Below are 16,940 nucleotides of genomic sequence, written 5' to 3'. Positions count from 1 at the left end.
TTAAAAAGAAAATTTTACCCTTCCGTCTTAATCAGCTTAGGCTGATTAATCCACCTTCCCTTAAAAAAGTGAAGGAGCCATTTTACATGAATTTTTCTGCTCCCATCCTTTTTAAGGAGAGGTGGCCGAAGGCCGGGGTTGTTGTAAATTGATATTATAAAAAAAGCCCAAAGTATATACTTTGGACCTTTAAACTTTCACTTTCAAACTTCTATTTATCCCAAAGCCTGCTTTAAATCTTCAATAAGATCTTCTTCATCTTCCACTCCAACACTCAGGCGAATTAAAGAATCTACAACCCCTGTTTTAGCACGTTCTTCCATAGGTATAGAAGCATGTGTCATGCTCGCGGGATGCCCGGCAAGGGATTCCACTCCGCCAAGAGATTCGGCCAGGGTAAATACCTTAAAGTTTTCAACAACTTTAACTGCACTTTCCAGCGTGTTTTCAGCAGTGGTAAAAGAGATCATTCCGCCGAAACCAGTCATCTGTTTTTTGGCAATATCATGATTTGGATGATCTTCAAAACCCGGCCAGTATACCTTATCAACCTTTGGACTGGATTTTAAAAATCTTGCCACTGCTTCTCCATTCTCACAATGCCTTTGCATTCTTAAATGCAGGGTTTTAATTCCGCGAAGCACAAGAAAACTATCCTGAGGTCCACAAACTCCACCACTCGCGTTTTGTATAAAATATAATTTTTCTGCCAGTTCCTCATCCTTTACCACGAGGCTTCCCATCACAACATCGCTATGCCCGCCAAGGTATTTTGTGGCGCTGTGCATTATAATATCAGCCCCCAGGTCCAACGGCTGTTGCAGGTATGGAGTGGCAAAAGTATTATCTACCGCCAGAAGTACATTCTTGTTTTTGGCAATTTTAGCCACCGCTTCAATATCTATAATATTCATCATTGGGTTTGTTGGCGTCTCCACCCAAATGAGCTTTGTTTTATCGTTAATATACTTTTCAATATCATTGGCTTCATGCATGCCGATAAAATGAAATTTAATCCCCCATTTTTCGAAAATAGAGGTAAACAACCGGTAAGATCCGCCGTACAAATCGTTGGTGGAAATAATTTCATCGCCGGGCTTAAACATCTTCATCAATGCGTCTATAGCCGCCAGCCCGGAACCAAAAGCCAATCCATATTTGCCATTTTCAATACTGGCCAGTGCACTTTCCAGGGCTGCCCTGGTGGGATTTCCGCTTCGGCTGTATTCAAAGCCTTTGTGCCCTCCCGGAGTGCTTTGGGAATAAGTACTGGTTTGGTATATTGGCGGCATTACAGAACCGTAAGCCGGATCGGTATTTTCCTGGCCTCCGTGAATTGTCTTGGTATTAAATTTCATCTATTCTTTATTTTAAGCCCGGTTATTTCCTTCCGAAGAAAAAATATGGGCAGTTAATATATTTCTCTTAAAGATACTATCTTTCGCTCAAATGTACTATAGATGTTGGGCAATCACAAAATTGCATGTACCTTTATCATTAACTTTAACACCGCTTTTTGTTGTGAAAAAATTTCTCCTAATCCTTTTAACAGCCGTGGTTTTAACCAGTTGTGAGAAGGAAAAAAAACCGCTGCAGTTCACCAACTATTCTGTAGAAAAATCTTACGACCAGTGTAATCCTGAAGAAGGAGATTGTGCTTTTATAAGCATTAGTTATCCTGTTGCTAAAAAAGAGAGCGAAGCGGCTTCCCGTATTAACGAGGAAGTAAAAAACCATATTATTAAGATTGTTGATTATCAGGAAGAGGAAAAAATAGCTTCTGTTGAAGATCTTGCCATCCATTTTATTGAAAATTATAAAAATACCGCCCGTGATTTTGCTGAATATGAATTGCCCTGGGAAGGTTCTGTTTTTGCTGAAATAGCACGGCGCACGCCAGAACTTATATCCTTCAGGTTCAATTCACGTATGTTTACCGGCGGAGCACATGGTTACAGCAGTATTTCATTTCTAAATTTTAATCCGGAAAACGGGGAAAGCTATGCCCATGAGGAATTATTCACACCGGAATTTAAAAAATTTTTCGAGCAAAGATTTAGGGAAGACCAGAATATTCCACAGGGAGATCCTATAAACAGTACAGGTTTATTTTTTGAGGATGATACATTTGTACTTCCGCAGAATATCGGCTTTACAAAAAGCGGAATAGTTTTGCATTATAATGCTTATGAAATCGCCTCTTATGCTGAAGGAGAATTCACTTATAGGTTTTCCTATGATGAAATTGAGCAATATTTAAAACTGCAAATGGAAGAGTCTCCTGCTGAATAATCTTTGTTCCAACAGAACTTTTGACTACGGTTTAAAAACATTTAATTTGCAACTTCTAAATGTATAATCATTTTCTGTAATAATGAAGAAAGTTTATTACCTCTCTACCTGCGATACATGCAAACGAATCCTGAAAGAACTTGATCTTCCCTCTTCCTTTATCCTTCAGGATATTAAAAAAGAAGAAATCACTGAAATCCAACTGGAAGAAATGAAGCAACTGGCAGGAAGTTATGAATCACTTTTTAGCAGAAGAGCGCGATTATATAAAGAAAGAGATCTTAAAAATGAAAAACTTACCGAAAACAGGTATAAAAACCTGATTTTAGAGCATTACACTTTCTTAAAGCGCCCGGTGATTATTAACAATGATGAAATTTTTATAGGAAATTCAAAGAAAACGGTAGCAGCAGTCAAAGCATCTATAAATGAATAGCAGGGCCCTGGCCATTATTGCCGCCTTTCTGGCAAGCGCAATTTACGGCATTAACCATACCGTGGCCAAGGGTATCATGCCGGTATATATTGAGCCTTTTGGATTTATTTTTCTACGCGTTTTTGGAGCGGCAATCCTGTTTTGGGCGATCAGCTTTTTTACACCCAGGGAGAAAATAGCCACCTCAGACTGGCTGCGGGTATTTGGCTGCGCGGTTTTTGGAATGGTAATTAACATGCTGTTTTTCTTTAAGGGGCTAAACCTTTGCACTCCAATTAACAGTTCAGTGATTATCACACTGTCTCCTGTTATGGTGCTTATACTTGGTTCAATTTTGGTAAAGGAACGTATTACATTAATAAAGAGCATTGGAATTGTGGTTGGTCTTGCCGGCGCACTAGTGCTGGTGCTTTTTAGCCATTCCGGCAACCACAATGCTTCCAATATTCCGCTGGGTAACCTTCTTTTTATCATAAATGCTTTTTCCTACGGATTATACCTTATCCTGGTAAAACCTTTAACTAAAAAATACAGTTCTATTACCCTTATGAAATGGCTTTTTCTAATAGCCGTTTTTATAAATTTTCCCATTACCATAGGTGAGTTTACCGATGTAGACTGGACAAATTTGCCTTTTGAAGCAATATGGGGAATGGCCTTTGTGGTTCTAGGCACTACTTTCGCTACCTACCTGCTGAATATTTATGCTTTAAAACAACTTTCGGCTTCCACCATAAGTGCTTTCATATATTTACAGCCCTTAATAGCTATAATTTACGCTGTAGCCACAGGAGCTGATTCTATTACATTAGTTAAGGCTATTGCCGCTGTACTGGTTTTTACCGGAGTATATATGGTAACTATAAAAAAAACCAAAACAAGGGGAGAAACTCAAAAGGAAGGATTGGCTAAAAATTCTGGATAACTACAGGATTTTAAATTTTTCAGCGTTTCCATACTTAGGGAAAGGTGTCGCATTGCTACTTCAAGATTTTCCTTTTCCTTAGTGCCCGAGGCTTCCAGACCGAATGTATAAGCTTTTAACTGCAAAAATGGAATTTCAAAAATGGCAAATTCTGCCTCACATTTTTCTTTAATATTTTCTGCGGAAGTAAAATTCACCTTCCCTTCATTTATCCCGAACTGCTTCTTAAACCTTATCTTTTTCACTTCAATCCAATCCTGAAGTAAAGCCGAATTCAATATATTTTCTTCGTCTTCATAACTCCATTTACTCCAATGCTGAATTATTCCTAAATCTGATTTTTCATCTTCAGCTGTTTTCACCTTAAGCTCATGACGGCCTTCCCTTATCTTTATCCCCGCTGAAGGTGTAGCCGATTTTAAATAAAAATCACTTCTTTCTCCTTCAGGATTACCTTCCCCAATCTCTTCCAGATTGAAGAAAATATCCCACAACACCTCTTTGCTGTTTGAAAACCACCTGGCTTCCGAAGTTTTTAAAGGCATGAATCTTTACTTATTTGGACGTTGCTATAATTTCCGGTAGTTGGGTTTCCAAAGGAGTACCTTTTATTCCGGTTTTTCCACTAAAGTATTCCAGTAACTCTTCATCATTTAAATCATATATCTCTCTTATACCCGAAATAATTGTGGAGATATAAGCTCTGTTCGGGGCATTTATTTCTTCCTCCAGGTAATGTTCACTGGTAAAGGTGAAAACAGGCCTGCCGTCCCGATGGCCAAGACATACCAGCTGCCCATACCTGCCGCCGGGGGAGCAGATAAAAGATCCTTTTTCAACTAATTCTTCAAAATTTATTAGCAACTCTCCTTCCATTTTTAGTTCCTGCTTTACAAGCTCCACAAACTGGTCTGAAGTGATTAGATACTGTCTTCCCAGAGTTACAGATTTACTTTTTTCTTCTGGCTTCAAAAAACCTATTCCTCCACCATTCCATGTAATCGCCTCCTTTGCAAAGTAAAGTTCCCTGTTAATTTCTATAGGATGATTTTCCTTTGGAGCAGCCCTGTTGGCACAACCCGCAAAATTACGTATCGCACCTTCCGGCGTTCCTCCTTCTATATAACATAAAAACCTTTTTTCTTTAATATTTGAACCGTAACAAGCATACCATACTTCATCTGATTCCTCCTGCATAAATTTTATAGTTTTGAAGGATCAATATCCTTCGGTTTTTTTCCAAATTTTCGCGTATTCTCTTTAGTTAGCACTTTAAAATCTTCTGTATGCTGAAGGTCCTTTAGATGCTCAAAAAGTTCCTCAGGCAAAGCAGTTAGTTTTCTTTCCTTTAAATCTATCCATGCTCCCATCATTTCACAAGAAGCAAAATTCCGACCTTTATGATCGTAGAATTCATGGGCAAATTCAAAATACATTCCGTCTTCAGACACACCTTTTAACTGCAAACTAACCTTTACAGGCATTCCTGCAAAAACTTCTTTATAATAATAGATATGTTCATAAAAAACCACCGGCCCACTATTCTGCCTGGCCAGTTCCTTTTGGCCAAACCCATTTTCCATTAGAAAACTCATACGGGTATGACTCATAAAATTTACATAAGCAGTATTGGCCAAATGCCGGTTTGCATCAATATCGCTCCAGCGAATTTCAAATTCTTTGGTGTACATAAAATTTAAATTTGGTTTAAAATTAAGCAAATAATTATGCACGCATAACTATTTTTGTTGGCAGATCTTATGTGCCTATGCTTTAATTCTATTAATTTCACCAGATGCCTGTTTTAAAGAGCAACTATAAAGCTCCCCTGCCATTCCAAAATGCCCATCTTGCCACCATTTATGCGGCTATGCTGCGCAAAGTAAAGTTAGAGATTAACCGGCGCGAACGTTTAGAACTCGCCGACGGTGATTTTCTTGATCTGGATTGGTGTTATGCTGAAAATATCCATTCCGATAAACTGCTTATAGTTACCCATGGCCTGGCCGGCAATGCGCTGCGGCCGTATATGTTAGGGATAGCAAAGGCTTTTACTGAAAAAGGCTGGAATGTTGCCCTGCTGAATTTCAGGAGCTGTAGTGGTGAAATCAATCGGCTTTATCGCAGTTACAATGCCGGTGCCACAGAAGATCTGGCAGAAGTAATTCAGTTTGCAATTCAGAAGAAAAATTACAAAAAAATAGCTCTTGCTGGTTTTAGCCTTGGTGCAAATCTACTGCTGAAATACCTAGGCGAACCAGGGGAAATTCCGAAGGAAATTCAATCTGCAGTAGCGGTCTCGGTGCCCTGTGATTTGGGCGCCTCTCTGAAAGAATTGAACAAAAGTACAAATTCCATCTATTCCAAACGATTTCAAAAAAACCTGAAAAAACAACTTTTTGAAAGGCAGCTTTTATTTCCGCAAGAAATTAGCAAAGAAGAAATTACCGCCTGTAATTCGCTTAGGGCTATAGATGAATTGTATACCAGCAGAGCACATGGTTATCAAAATGCCGCCGAATATTATGAAAAGTGCAGCTGCCTTGGATTTCTTTCCAACATTAGCATTCCCTCCTTAATTATTAATGCCAAAAACGATTCTTTTCTTTCTTCAAATTCTTATCCGGTAGAAATTGCTGAAAATTCTGATATGCTTTATCTGGAAATTCCAAGGTATGGCGGCCATGTGGGTTTTATTCAAAAGGGAAAATATTACTATCATGAAAAACGGGCACTGGATTTTATCAATTCTCATTCAACGTAAAAATTTCTTCATTATCTCTTTAGCCGATGGCTGAAAGCTCGTTTTCAATTGTTCATTTGAACCCCACATGTAATAACTGACAATCGACCACCTTTTCAACTTCTAACCTCGTACTTCTTTGTACTGCTTCAGAATTGATTATCTTTGCACAACCTTTTAAAAATCAAGCATGATTCAATCTATGACAGGCTTCGGGAAAAGTGTTTCAGAACTCCCAAAGAGAAAAATCACCGTAGAAATAAAATCTCTCAATAGTAAAAACTTTGACCTGAACGCCAGAATTTCTTCCCAGTATCGTGAAAAAGAACTGGAACTGCGCAAAATAATTTCAAAATCGCTTATCCGCGGGAAAGTAGATCTTTCTGTTTATGTGGAAAATACCGCTGAGGACTCCTCTTCCGTAGTAAACCAGGCAGCAGTGCAAAGTTATATGGAACAGTTACGGGAGATTGTAAATGCTGAAGAAATTGAATTGCTGAAAATGGCCATGCGTATGCCCGATGCTTTAAAAACAGAACGTGAAGAAATTGATGAAACTGAATTTAAAGCTATTGAAGACGCAGTTAAAGAAGCTCTTACAGAAATAAATAGTTTCAGGACCGCTGAAGGGGATGCGCTGGAAAAAGACTTGGTGCTAAGAGTAAAGAATATTGAAAATTTGCTGAACCAGATTATCAAAATGGATCCGGATAGGATTGAAGGTGTAAGGGAACGGCTGAAAAAAGGTATTGAAGACATTAAAGAGACGGTGGATGAAAACCGTTTTGAGCAGGAACTGGTATATTATATTGAAAAATTTGATATTACCGAGGAAAAAGTGAGACTGGAAAACCATCTCTCCTATTTTAAGGAAACCATTAACAGCTCTGATTCCAACGGAAGAAAACTTGCTTTTATTTCCCAGGAAATGGGCCGGGAAATCAATACAATTGGAAGTAAGTCCAATTATGCACCAATGCAGCAACTGGTGGTTCAAATGAAGGATGAACTGGAAAAAATAAAAGAACAACTCCTTAACGTACTTTAATATGAACGAAGGGAAACTTATAGTATTTTCTGCACCTTCAGGATCGGGAAAAACAACCATCGTACAGCACCTGTTGGGAAAAAAAGAATTAAAACTTGATTTTTCCATTTCTGCCACCTCACGCCAACCCCGGGGAGATGAAGTAGACGGCAAGGACTATTACTTCCTGTCGCTGGAAGAATTTAAAAAGAAGATAAAAGCTGATGAATTTCTGGAATGGGAAGAGGTTTACCGTGATAATTTCTATGGCACGTTAAAAAGCGAAATCGAGCGTATCTGGAAAGAAGGCAAGCACGTAATTTTTGATATTGATGTGGTCGGCGGCCTGGATATTAAAAATATATATCCGGAACAAACCCTGGCAGTTTTTGTAAAACCACCAAGTATAGAAGAGTTAAAGATCAGGCTGAAAAAACGAAAAACGGAAACTCCCGATAAAATAAATATGCGCGTGGCTAAAGCTTCTATAGAACTGGCTACTGCACCACAATTCGATTTTATTATTGAAAATAATAATTTAGAGATCGCTCTTAACGAAGCTTATAACCTGGTTGCAAACTACATTGGCACAAACACCGGAAAATGAATAGAAAGGTAGGTTTATTTTTTGGAACGTTTAACCCTATACATATAGGCCATATTATCATTGCCAATCATATGGCTGAATTTTCCGATCTTGAGGAAATCTGGCTGGTGGTAACTCCACATAACCCGTTAAAGAAAAAAAGTACGCTTCTGGAAAACCATCATCGCCTGGAAATGGTATATAAAGCCTGCGAAAATTTCGAAAAACTAAAACCGAGCAACATAGAGTTTAACCTGGAACAGCCAAATTATACTGTTAAAACCCTGCTTCATTTACAGGAAAAATACCCCAGCAACCAATTCTGTCCCATTATGGGAGAAGATAATTTAAAGAGTTTGCATAAGTGGAAAAACCACGAAGTAATCCTGGAAAACCATTCTATTTACGTATATCCCCGTATTTCAGGAGAAAAAGTACAAAACCAGTTTAAAGATCATCCAAAAATTAAAAGAGTTGCTGCACCTGTAATGGAGATTTCTTCAACTTTTATAAGGCGAGCCATTTCTGAAGGTAAAAATATACAGCCAATGCTCACTCCTGATGTATGGGATTACATTAAGCTGATGAATTTCTATAAGTAAAAAACTGTTTAAAAATTTGTTTTGAGTGCTCTGTTTAGCTGATTGAACCTACTTTTTTCATTGTGGAACTACAAGCTTAGAACTTCGACTGTTCCTGATGTAGCACCCTCAAAACTTTTAAACAGTCTCTTTATTTTCTATTACAGGAATTCGTAAAACCTGTCCCGGATAGATTTTAGCGGGATCCTGTAACATTGGATGATTCGCTTCAACAATAAATTGGTATTTTTCCTGATCTCCATAATGATCTTTTGCAATCTTTTTTAAATCATCATCTCTTTCTACAGTGTGGAAAACAGACTCCTGCTCATTTTTTGTCATCTGCAGGCGCTCATCTACTTTTGCTATTCCCTCAGAGTTTCCTATAAGCAAAACAAGCTTTTCACGGGTGGCCTGATCTTTTGCATTTCCTGAAAGTATTACCGTATCCCCTTCAATTTCTATTTCAAGATTATCTACTTTTAATCCTGCTTCGTCGAACCTTTTTTTCAGTCTTTCAATGGCCTTTTTATCTTCTTTTTGCTCTTCTGCTTCCCGGCTATCAGAAATTTCATTACTCTCTTCAGCCTTTGCTTTTTCAATTCCGAAAAGCTTTTCCCCTGACTCTTTAATAAAGGAAAATACACTCATATATTGTAATTGTTTAGATTAGAGTAATTTACAAAAGGTACAAATATTGGCAAGCATCTGATTCCTAAAGTTTTGTTAGAATTAAAAAAGAAAAACCACCCCTGAAAAAGAGGTGGTTTTAAACTAAATAACTAACCAAAAACTAATACGTACTCTAGATTTCCTAAAGAACATATATATAACGCTGTCAGGCCTGTTCCAATTGTGTTCCTGTACAAATGATTATGTTAAATTTTATCCTGATTTTTGAAGAATTCTCAGGATGCATGCTTAAAAAGAGATGGAAATGAATATCCCTATAATTTTCCTTATTTTTGAAGAAGATAAAATGATTTTATGGATACATCTCCTAAGTTTGCCGTAATTGGCGGCGGAAGTTGGGCTACTGCAATTGTGAAAATGTTATGTGAAAATGTGGAAACTGTGTGCTGGTACATGCGCAGTATATATGCTATTGAACATTTAAAAAAGCAGGAACATAATCCAAATTACCTCAGTTCTGTTGAATTTGAAATAAGTAAACTGCAGCTTAGTAACGATATTAATGAAACTATACAAAAAGCTGATTATGTGATCTTTGCTATCCCTTCGGCTTTTCTTAAAAGGGAACTGGATAATTTAAAGGTACCGCTGGATAATAAAATTATTTTTTCAGCTATTAAGGGCATTGTTCCGGAAAGCAGCCTTATTGTAGGCGAACATTTTGAAGAGTACTATGATATTCCTTATGATAATATTGGAGTGATTACCGGGCCCTGTCATGCTGAAGAAGTTGCCTTAGAACGGCTTTCTTATCTTACCATTGCCTGCGCCGATGAGAAAAAAGCCAAAATACTGGCCGATCATTTGGGCAGCGATTATATTACCTGCAAAATAACCGATGATGTTACCGGCACCGAATATGCTGCTGTTTTAAAGAATATTTACGCCATAGCCGCCGGAATTGCCCATGGGCTGGGCTACGGAGATAACTTCCAGAGTGTGTTGATGAGCAACGCCATAAGAGAGATGAAAAAATTCATCAAGAAGGTGCATAAAATGAAACGTAACATTAATGATTCTGCCTATCTGGGCGATCTGTTAGTTACAGGCTACTCTGTTTTTAGCCGCAACAGGATGTTTGGCAATATGATTGGCAAGGGTTACACCGTAAAAAGTGCACAAATGGAAATGAGCATGATTGCAGAAGGGTATTACGCTACTGAAAGCGCTTATAAAATCAATAAGGTGAAGCGCGCTAAAACACCCATAATAAATGCAGTTTACGCAATTTTGTATGAAGGCAAAAATCCGAAGAAAGTATTTAAAAAATTAGCAGATAAACTGGATTAACAGGAGCCTTTAAAATATGGATTTTCGACACCCTGGCCTATCTCCTGCTATTTTAGCTTCTTATTCCGAAGCTTTGTAAAGCATACATAAGAGGTAGTACCAATTTCACTTTAACTGCTAATAAGACTACTCTGCCAGAACACCTTTCTTAGGAATAACCGGCAACCCGTCTAAAGCTTTTTCAGAAACGCTGTTTTTCTTAAAGCTGAAACTTTTCTCGTACATTTTATTTTCAGCAAAAAAAGTAACCAGATATTCATTATCCAGCTGAAGCACCTCATCCTGAATAAATTCAATTTTCGCAAATGACCGTGCAGGTAATTTTTCCAGTTTATGCCGCATTACCGAGGTTTGTTTCTTTTTGTCTCCTCCCCGGGCAACGATCAACACCATCTCAATTGGTTTAATTTGATTATTGATAAGATATACATTCCATTCTTCTGCACGGAATTCTTCATTAAATTCCCGCACAGCAGCAATATGCACATCTTCAACTTCAGGTATTTCTATATCTTTTTTCAAAAATTCTTTTCTACTTTACTCCTTACCTTGTTATATATAATCCATAAAATTACTGCAGCAACTAAAAACAATATTGCTCCAAATAAAAATTCAATTACTTTAATAACAATTGTCACATAAAGGATAATCCCAAGGATTACAACCGCCAGAATAATAAAACCTGTTTTTTTCATATTTAAAAAATTACAAGTCATTTTTCAGCTTAATTCCGGCTGTCTATGACTATGGATTAATAATCTATTTATAAAGAAGATTTAAACTGCTCCAGAAAACGCACATCATTTTCATAGAACATTCTTATATCTCCAATCTGGTATAACAACATTGCAATGCGTTCTATTCCCATTCCAAACGCAAAACCGGAATATTCCTTAGGATCAATTCCGCAGTTTTTTAAGACATTTGGATCTACCATCCCGCAGCCCATAATTTCCAGCCAGCCGGTACCTTTGGTAATCCTATAGTCGGTTTCGGTCTCAAGGCCCCAGTAAATATCAACTTCAGCACTTGGCTCGGTAAATGGGAAATAAGAAGGCCTGAGCCTTATTTTCGATTTTCCGAAGAGTTGCTTTGTAAAATACAAAAGCGTTTGCTTTAAATCTGCAAAAGAAACGTCTTTATCAATATAAAGTCCTTCCACCTGGTGAAAAATACAATGGGAACGGGCAGAAATAGCTTCATTTCTAAAAACCCTTCCCGGGGAAATGGTCCTGATAGGTGGCTGATTATTTTCCATATATCTCACCTGCACCGAAGAAGTATGCGTACGTAGCAAGATATCAGGATTGGTCTGGATAAAAAATGTATCCTGCATATCACGGGCAGGATGATATTCCGGAAGGTTAAGGGCTGTGAAATTATGCCAGTCATCTTCTATTTCCGGGCCTTCGGAAACATTAAACCCAATATTTGAAAAAATCTCAATAATCTGATTCTTTACAATGGAAATTGGATGGCGGGATCCTATTTGCACAGGTTCTGCAGGACGGCTAAGGTCACCGTAAATTCCTTTTTCCTCTTCCCTGTTTTCCAGATTTTCTTTTAAAGTGGAAACCTTATGCTGTGCAGCGGTTTTTAGCTGATTTATTGCCTGGCCAAAATCTTTTTTCTCCTCATTCGGCACCTGTTTAAATTCTGCAAAAAATGAATTTAAAATACCTTTCTTTCCCAAAAATTTAATTCGGAAAGCTTCAATTTCCTCCGTTGTTTCAGCCTGAAAAGCCTCTACTTCAGCAATGTATTCCTTTATCTTATCAATCATTTGAGATAGTTCTTTTTCAGAAAACAAATTTATAAAAAATTGCGGCTTGAAAGGTTTTTTAAGGCGCTATATTAGACTTCATCCCAATTGCACTATAATCTTTGTTAAACCCGGGAAGACCTGGCAACGTAACCGGAATTTTTAAATATATAGCTCATCAGAAAGAAAACCGAGATAGCGCCAAAAGAATGCCACAGCCAGTGCGTACCCATTTCCAGGTTGTCCATAAATTTATCCAGCACTCTAAAAATAAGAGCTATACTGAAGCTTAAAATCGCCAGGCTTATTGTACCCCAATACCTGAATCTGGTTTTATATAGATAGATAAAAACTGGCAGCAGCAGACCTAAAGCCGTTCCTACATAATTCATGGAAACCTGAAATTTTCCAAAGGGTATATAACGAACTCCAAAAACTAAAAGAAGTGCAACTACGGCCAGAGTTAATCTTTGCCATAACAACCGGCTGGAGAGAAATATAAAATAAACCGCTACGGCCAGGCAAAGTAATAAGATAGGAAGCCAGTCCATAATAAGCCATATTTCATGGCTTCTGGTGGCATGGTATATAGTACCCCCAATAAAACCAACAAAAAGCACCGGCAGACTATATGCCAGGAAAAGTTGTTTTTTATAATCAGGATAGACTTTTCTGGCAAAATAAACCGCAAATACCAGAAAAAATAGGTTACTAAACGTATTAAAAGGCTCTACAGGAAATCTTCCCGCAATAGTCTCCTGATAAATAGGGCCACTGTCATTAGGAAAGGATAGCAATGTAAAAAGCACAGCCATTTTCTACGAAATATACTCTTTTTCCAAAAAATACTGCACTATAGCTTCTTTCATTAACACTGCCTGCTCCCCTGCCTTAAGCACCGGTAATTGCTCCATTATCTTATAGTGGGGCCAGCCCTCATCATCAAAATAATCAAATTCATAATATCCGTACGGCTCCAGTAAACGGCAAATTGCAATATGCATTAAATCAAGTTTATGGTCCTTTTTAAACTTGCGGTGTATTTGCCCCAGCTCCTGCACTCCAATAATGTAAATAATGGCATCCAAATCCATTAATTCTCCGTCTGCAAACTGATTTGAAAGCTTTTTTTGCAGCCCTCCCCAGCGCTCCTTTAATTGTTCATCTCTTGCCATGCCGCAAAGATAATATCTTAAGCTCTGAATTACTATATTTGGAATATGAATATAGTAGACATTATTCTGGCCCTCATCCTGCTCTACGGAACCATCCGGGGCTTCTTCAGGGGCCTTTTAGCTGAAGTTGCTTCTCTTGTTGGCATTGTGGTGGGGATTTACGGCGCGATAAATTTTTCACATATTTTAAGCGGATTCCTGGAGCAACATGTTGAATGGGATATGCAGTATGTAAACCTTATTTCGTTTGCGATCACCTTTTTTATCATCGTATTTCTGATTTCGCTTGCGGGAAGAATCCTTACAAAAATTGCCAGTTTTGCCGCTCTTGGAATTGTGAACCGACTGCTGGGGGCAGGTTTTGGTCTTTTAAAGGTAGCCTTTATTACCAGTGTAATAATCATGTTCTTTAAATCTACCAATGAAGTAATTGATCTTGTTGAACAAGAAACCCTGGAAGAATCCCGGCTTTATGAGCCTATAGAAGTTATTGCTCCTGTACTTCTTCCCTCTATTTTAAGAGAAGCCCGGGAAAGGAATATTATCGAAGACCTGGATGCCATAACAGAATAATTTACATTTAGATACTGATGCAAACCGATTGATTTACCTGGTATAAAGTAAAAAACCTGTAAAGTGCGAACAAAAAAAGGCTGCCTTTACAGGCAACCTTTGTAAATTCAATTAATTTCGGATTTTACAGAAAATCCACTTTCCCGGAATCCAGATTATAATATGCTGGTACGATTTTTACCTTCCCACTTTCCGCAGCTTCCCTTATAATTGTAGAACGGGTTTTAAGCTCTTCGGCAGTTAATTGTGCATTTTTCTTCACCACATCATTTACAGGAGCATCTTTACCTGAAGCAGAAATGGCCGGAGCAATATGGGAAAGAAGATGGTTTAAATTATACCCGTTATCTCCTCCGCTCAAAGCGGCAGTTACAGCTCCACAACTTTCGTGACCCATTACTACTATAATTTCGGTATTTAAATGTGCCACTGCATATTCCATACTTGCAATGGAGGAACTATTAGCCACATTTCCAGCTACCCGCACGGTAAATAGTTCTCCCAGGCCGCTATCAAAAGCAAGCTCGGGCACAACCCGGCTATCGGCACAGCTTAAAACAATGGCGTATGGCGATTGCCCTTTGGTTAACTCCTCCCTTCGGGATTTATCCTGTAATTTACCTTCTTTATTATCGGCAGTGAAACGTTCATTACCTTTTTTTAACCTATTTAATACTTCGTCTTTTGTCATAATATATTTCTTAATTATTCAATTTTCTTCTTTTTCACTAATTCACAACAATTATGCTTGATTCACTTCTATTGTTCAAAATTAGATTTTATAAAATTGAACTACTATTTATGCCGTTTTCTTTTTTAAGGCAAAAAAATCCTGGTAACTATCAGGATTCTCCACTTCACCTCTTTCTGAGATTATTTTTATAGTTATATTTTTCTCAGCTGCTTTAATTCTGAAATCATCAAGAATTTCAATAATATCACTATCCAGATATGTGGTTTTGGTAACATCTAAAATTAAAACCGAATTTTCTTCAAGGTTATTTAATTCTTTAATAATAGCACCTTTATTGATAAACGTAACCTCTTCAGCTAATGTCATCTTTACGGTTTTGTTCCCGTTATCCTGATGTTCAATATGAAGAAAATACGAATTCTGGTAAGATTTAATAAGAATTACTACTATACCAACGGCTAAACCTAAGCTGATACCTATTAGCAAATCGCCAAACACAATTCCCAAAATAGTTATAATAAAAGGAACAAATTGCTTCCACCCGGCCTTATACATCTTTATAAACAAAGCAGGTTTAGCGAGTTTATAACCAACAATAAACAGAATTGCGGCAAGTACCGAAAGTGGTATATAGTTCAGTATGTTAGGTATAACAATTACTGAAATAAGCAGTAAGAATCCATGAATAATTGCAGACATCTTGGTTTGCCCGCCAGATTGAATATTCGCAGAACTTCTTACAATTACCTGAGTAATTGGAAGACCACCAATTAAACCTGAAAGTATATTACCGCTACCCTGAGCAAAAAGTTCCCTGTTGGTAGGCGTAGTTCGCTTATGCGGATCCAGTTTATCTGTAGCTTCAACGCATAAAAGAGTTTCAAGACTTGCTACCAGTGCTATGGTAAATCCGGTAATCCAAATTTGTACGGTTCCAATCATTTCAAAGGAGGGAATTGTAAATTGCCCTATAAAGGAATCAAAGCTATCAGGGACAGGTACATTTACCGAATGCTCCGGAGAAATAGCCAGTACTGAAGAGTCCGCAGTAAACAAATAAAACAACATTCCTACCACCACAGCCACTAATGGCCCCTGTACCAGCCGGAAGATTTTTGCTTTTTTAGTTAAAACAGTATCCCATAAGATTAAGATTGCGAGACTTACGATCGCAATTAATGTTTCTCCCGGACTTATACTCCTGAAAGCGGTCCAAATTCCTTCTAAGGAATAAATGTCTCCAATGTTACCGTCATATCCAAAAAAGTGTGGAATTTGCTTCAGGATAATAATTATCCCGATCCCGGTTAACATCCCCTTAATAACTGATGAAGGAAAGTAGTAACCAATGATTCCTGCTTTTAAAACACCAAATCCAATTTGAATAATTCCCCCAATAACCACGGCCAACAGCAAATTTTCATATCCTATATCGGTAATTGCTGCAAGTACAATTGCTGCAAGCCCGGCTGCAGGCCCGCTAACTCCAAGACTGGAGCCACTAATACCCCCCACAACAATACCACCAATGATACCGGCAATTAATCCGGAAAACAGGGGAGCCCCACTCGCAAGTGCAATCCCCAGACAAAGCGGGATGGCGACAAAGAATACAACAATACTGGCGGGCAAATCTTTATTAAGATTCTTAAACATAATATCTACGAATTAAAAGCAGAGGTTCTTTTAAACCTGCTTTGATGTTAAAAATAAAAATTAGAAAAAAGGGAATTTGCCAGTTTAAAAAAACAAACTATAGCTTTCCATGCCATTCTTTTCTAATGACGCAGATAAGGCAATTCCGGTAAATAGTAGAATATTATGCTTCTTTTGGAGGTGGTGAGATTACATCTAAAAATACATTGTGATAATCCTGATCAAAATAATGATCTACAATTTTTTGCTCCTGCAGAAAATGAATACTATCATAATTGGAGCGATGATTAGTTTCTTCAAAGTGAATTTCGAAGAAATTATAATTGGAAGAACTTTCTTCTTCATTTACATTAAAAGCGGCCGACACATCCACAGAATTATCTATGCATACCACCAGGGTTGGCGTTGCAATAAACGCCAAAAAGATAAAAGATAATATGTATACGAGCTTTTTCAAGATTTACAAAAGTAGAATAATTTACGTCAACATCAAGCTTCATAACGATT

22 protein-coding genes are annotated in these 16,940 nt (G+C 37.7%); 9 read left to right on the top strand and 13 right to left on the bottom strand.

What is annotated here, in order from left to right:
- Positions 1-215 precede the first annotated feature (215 nt).
- Positions 216-1,358: a cystathionine gamma-synthase gene (locus RM539_RS07625; protein ID WP_311502793.1), complete on the bottom strand. Its 1,143-nt coding sequence runs from the start codon at positions 1,356-1,358 to the stop codon at positions 216-218.
- Positions 1,359-1,521: 163 nt separating this feature from the next.
- On the opposite strand from RM539_RS07625, the gene RM539_RS07620 reads away from it, so the two are divergent.
- From RM539_RS07620 to RM539_RS07610, 3 genes are all read left to right on the top strand, one after another.
- Positions 1,522-2,292 carry a DUF3298 and DUF4163 domain-containing protein gene (locus tag RM539_RS07620; RefSeq protein ID WP_311502792.1) on the top strand — a complete coding sequence of 257 codons (771 nt, stop codon included), beginning with the start codon at positions 1,522-1,524 and terminating at the stop codon, positions 2,290-2,292.
- 82 nt (positions 2,293-2,374) lie between these two features.
- A complete protein-coding gene (locus tag RM539_RS07615) occupies positions 2,375-2,728 on the top strand; it encodes an arsenate reductase family protein (protein ID WP_311502791.1) in 354 nt (117 codons plus the stop codon).
- On the top strand, positions 2,721-3,653 hold the full coding sequence (locus tag RM539_RS07610; protein ID WP_311502790.1) for a DMT family transporter: 933 nt from the start codon (positions 2,721-2,723) through the stop codon (positions 3,651-3,653). The genes RM539_RS07615 and RM539_RS07610 overlap by 8 nt, the downstream gene beginning before the upstream one ends.
- Here RM539_RS07610 and RM539_RS07605 read toward each other — a convergent pair.
- The 3 genes from RM539_RS07605 to RM539_RS07595 are packed head-to-tail and all read right to left on the bottom strand — an operon-like array spanning position 3,620 to position 5,344.
- A complete protein-coding gene (locus RM539_RS07605; protein ID WP_311502789.1) occupies positions 3,620-4,198 on the bottom strand; it encodes a hypothetical protein in 579 nt (192 codons plus the stop codon). The two genes, RM539_RS07610 and RM539_RS07605, sit on opposite strands and share 34 nt — an antisense overlap.
- A 10-nt stretch (positions 4,199-4,208) precedes the next feature.
- Positions 4,209-4,850, bottom strand: coding sequence for a hypothetical protein (locus tag RM539_RS07600; protein WP_311502788.1), 642 nt, complete (start codon positions 4,848-4,850; stop codon positions 4,209-4,211).
- 5 nt (positions 4,851-4,855) lie between these two features.
- On the bottom strand, positions 4,856-5,344 hold the full coding sequence (locus RM539_RS07595) for an acyl-CoA thioesterase (RefSeq protein WP_311502787.1): 489 nt from the start codon (positions 5,342-5,344) through the stop codon (positions 4,856-4,858).
- A 104-nt stretch (positions 5,345-5,448) separates the two neighbouring features.
- Here RM539_RS07595 and RM539_RS07590 point away from each other — a divergent pair, with 104 nt between their 5' ends.
- The 4 genes from RM539_RS07590 to nadD all read left to right on the top strand — a co-directional run bounded on the left by RM539_RS07590 (position 5,449) and on the right by nadD (position 8,611).
- Positions 5,449-6,417 carry a YheT family hydrolase gene (locus RM539_RS07590; protein ID WP_311502786.1) on the top strand — a complete coding sequence of 323 codons (969 nt, stop codon included), beginning with the start codon at positions 5,449-5,451 and terminating at the stop codon, positions 6,415-6,417.
- A 169-nt stretch (positions 6,418-6,586) separates the two neighbouring features.
- On the top strand, positions 6,587-7,444 hold the full coding sequence (locus tag RM539_RS07585) for a YicC/YloC family endoribonuclease (RefSeq protein WP_311502785.1): 858 nt from the start codon (positions 6,587-6,589) through the stop codon (positions 7,442-7,444).
- Between the two features lies 1 nt (position 7,445).
- Positions 7,446-8,030, top strand: a complete 585-nt coding sequence (gene gmk / locus RM539_RS07580) for a guanylate kinase (protein ID WP_311502784.1) — start codon at positions 7,446-7,448, stop codon at positions 8,028-8,030.
- Positions 8,027-8,611 (top strand): nicotinate (nicotinamide) nucleotide adenylyltransferase, encoded by a 585-nt coding sequence (gene nadD, locus RM539_RS07575; protein ID WP_311502783.1) that lies wholly within the window; start codon positions 8,027-8,029, stop codon positions 8,609-8,611. Before gmk ends, nadD begins: the two co-directional genes overlap by 4 nt.
- Positions 8,612-8,728: 117 nt before the next feature.
- Here the strand turns inward: nadD and lysM are convergent, their stop codons facing one another.
- A complete protein-coding gene (gene lysM / locus RM539_RS07570) occupies positions 8,729-9,241 on the bottom strand; it encodes a peptidoglycan-binding protein LysM (RefSeq protein ID WP_311502782.1) in 513 nt (170 codons plus the stop codon).
- A 336-nt stretch (positions 9,242-9,577) separates the two neighbouring features.
- On the opposite strand from lysM, the gene RM539_RS07565 reads away from it, so the two are divergent.
- Positions 9,578-10,573, top strand: coding sequence for an NAD(P)H-dependent glycerol-3-phosphate dehydrogenase (locus tag RM539_RS07565; protein ID WP_311502781.1), 996 nt, complete (start codon positions 9,578-9,580; stop codon positions 10,571-10,573).
- 126 nt (positions 10,574-10,699) lie between these two features.
- On the opposite strand, the gene RM539_RS07560 is transcribed toward RM539_RS07565, so the two are convergent.
- The 5 genes from RM539_RS07560 to RM539_RS07540 all read right to left on the bottom strand — a co-directional run bounded on the left by RM539_RS07560 (position 10,700) and on the right by RM539_RS07540 (position 13,510).
- Positions 10,700-11,095, bottom strand: coding sequence for a hypothetical protein (locus RM539_RS07560; RefSeq protein ID WP_311502780.1), 396 nt, complete (start codon positions 11,093-11,095; stop codon positions 10,700-10,702).
- A complete protein-coding gene (locus tag RM539_RS07555) occupies positions 11,092-11,268 on the bottom strand; it encodes a hypothetical protein (protein WP_311502779.1) in 177 nt (58 codons plus the stop codon). Before RM539_RS07555 ends, RM539_RS07560 begins: the two co-directional genes overlap by 4 nt.
- Positions 11,269-11,336: 68 nt before the next feature.
- Positions 11,337-12,356, bottom strand: coding sequence for a phenylalanine--tRNA ligase subunit alpha (gene pheS / locus RM539_RS07550; protein ID WP_311502778.1), 1,020 nt, complete (start codon positions 12,354-12,356; stop codon positions 11,337-11,339).
- Positions 12,357-12,460: 104 nt separating this feature from the next.
- Positions 12,461-13,150: a hypothetical protein gene (locus RM539_RS07545; RefSeq protein WP_311502777.1), complete on the bottom strand. Its 690-nt coding sequence runs from the start codon at positions 13,148-13,150 to the stop codon at positions 12,461-12,463.
- 3 nt (positions 13,151-13,153) lie between these two features.
- On the bottom strand, positions 13,154-13,510 hold the full coding sequence (locus RM539_RS07540; RefSeq protein WP_311502776.1) for a hypothetical protein: 357 nt from the start codon (positions 13,508-13,510) through the stop codon (positions 13,154-13,156).
- A 45-nt stretch (positions 13,511-13,555) separates the two neighbouring features.
- Here RM539_RS07540 and RM539_RS07535 point away from each other — a divergent pair, with 45 nt between their 5' ends.
- Positions 13,556-14,083: a CvpA family protein gene (locus RM539_RS07535; RefSeq protein WP_311502775.1), complete on the top strand. Its 528-nt coding sequence runs from the start codon at positions 13,556-13,558 to the stop codon at positions 14,081-14,083.
- 124 nt (positions 14,084-14,207) lie between these two features.
- Here the strand turns inward: RM539_RS07535 and RM539_RS07530 are convergent, their stop codons facing one another.
- The 3 genes from RM539_RS07530 to RM539_RS07520 all read right to left on the bottom strand — a co-directional run bounded on the left by RM539_RS07530 (position 14,208) and on the right by RM539_RS07520 (position 16,890).
- On the bottom strand, positions 14,208-14,774 hold the full coding sequence (locus RM539_RS07530) for a carbonic anhydrase (protein WP_311502774.1): 567 nt from the start codon (positions 14,772-14,774) through the stop codon (positions 14,208-14,210).
- 108 nt (positions 14,775-14,882) lie between these two features.
- Positions 14,883-16,433, bottom strand: coding sequence for a SulP family inorganic anion transporter (locus RM539_RS07525; protein ID WP_311502773.1), 1,551 nt, complete (start codon positions 16,431-16,433; stop codon positions 14,883-14,885).
- Positions 16,434-16,596: 163 nt separating this feature from the next.
- Entirely contained in the window at positions 16,597-16,890 is a 294-nt protein-coding gene (locus RM539_RS07520) for a hypothetical protein (protein ID WP_311502772.1), read from the bottom strand.
- Positions 16,891-16,940 lie beyond the last annotated feature (50 nt).

The sequence above is a fragment of the Autumnicola musiva genome (genome assembly GCF_031846585.1).
Classification (GTDB): Bacteria; Bacteroidota; Bacteroidia; order Flavobacteriales; family Flavobacteriaceae; genus Autumnicola; species Autumnicola musiva.
This window is presented reverse-complemented; position numbering and strand designations above follow the sequence as displayed.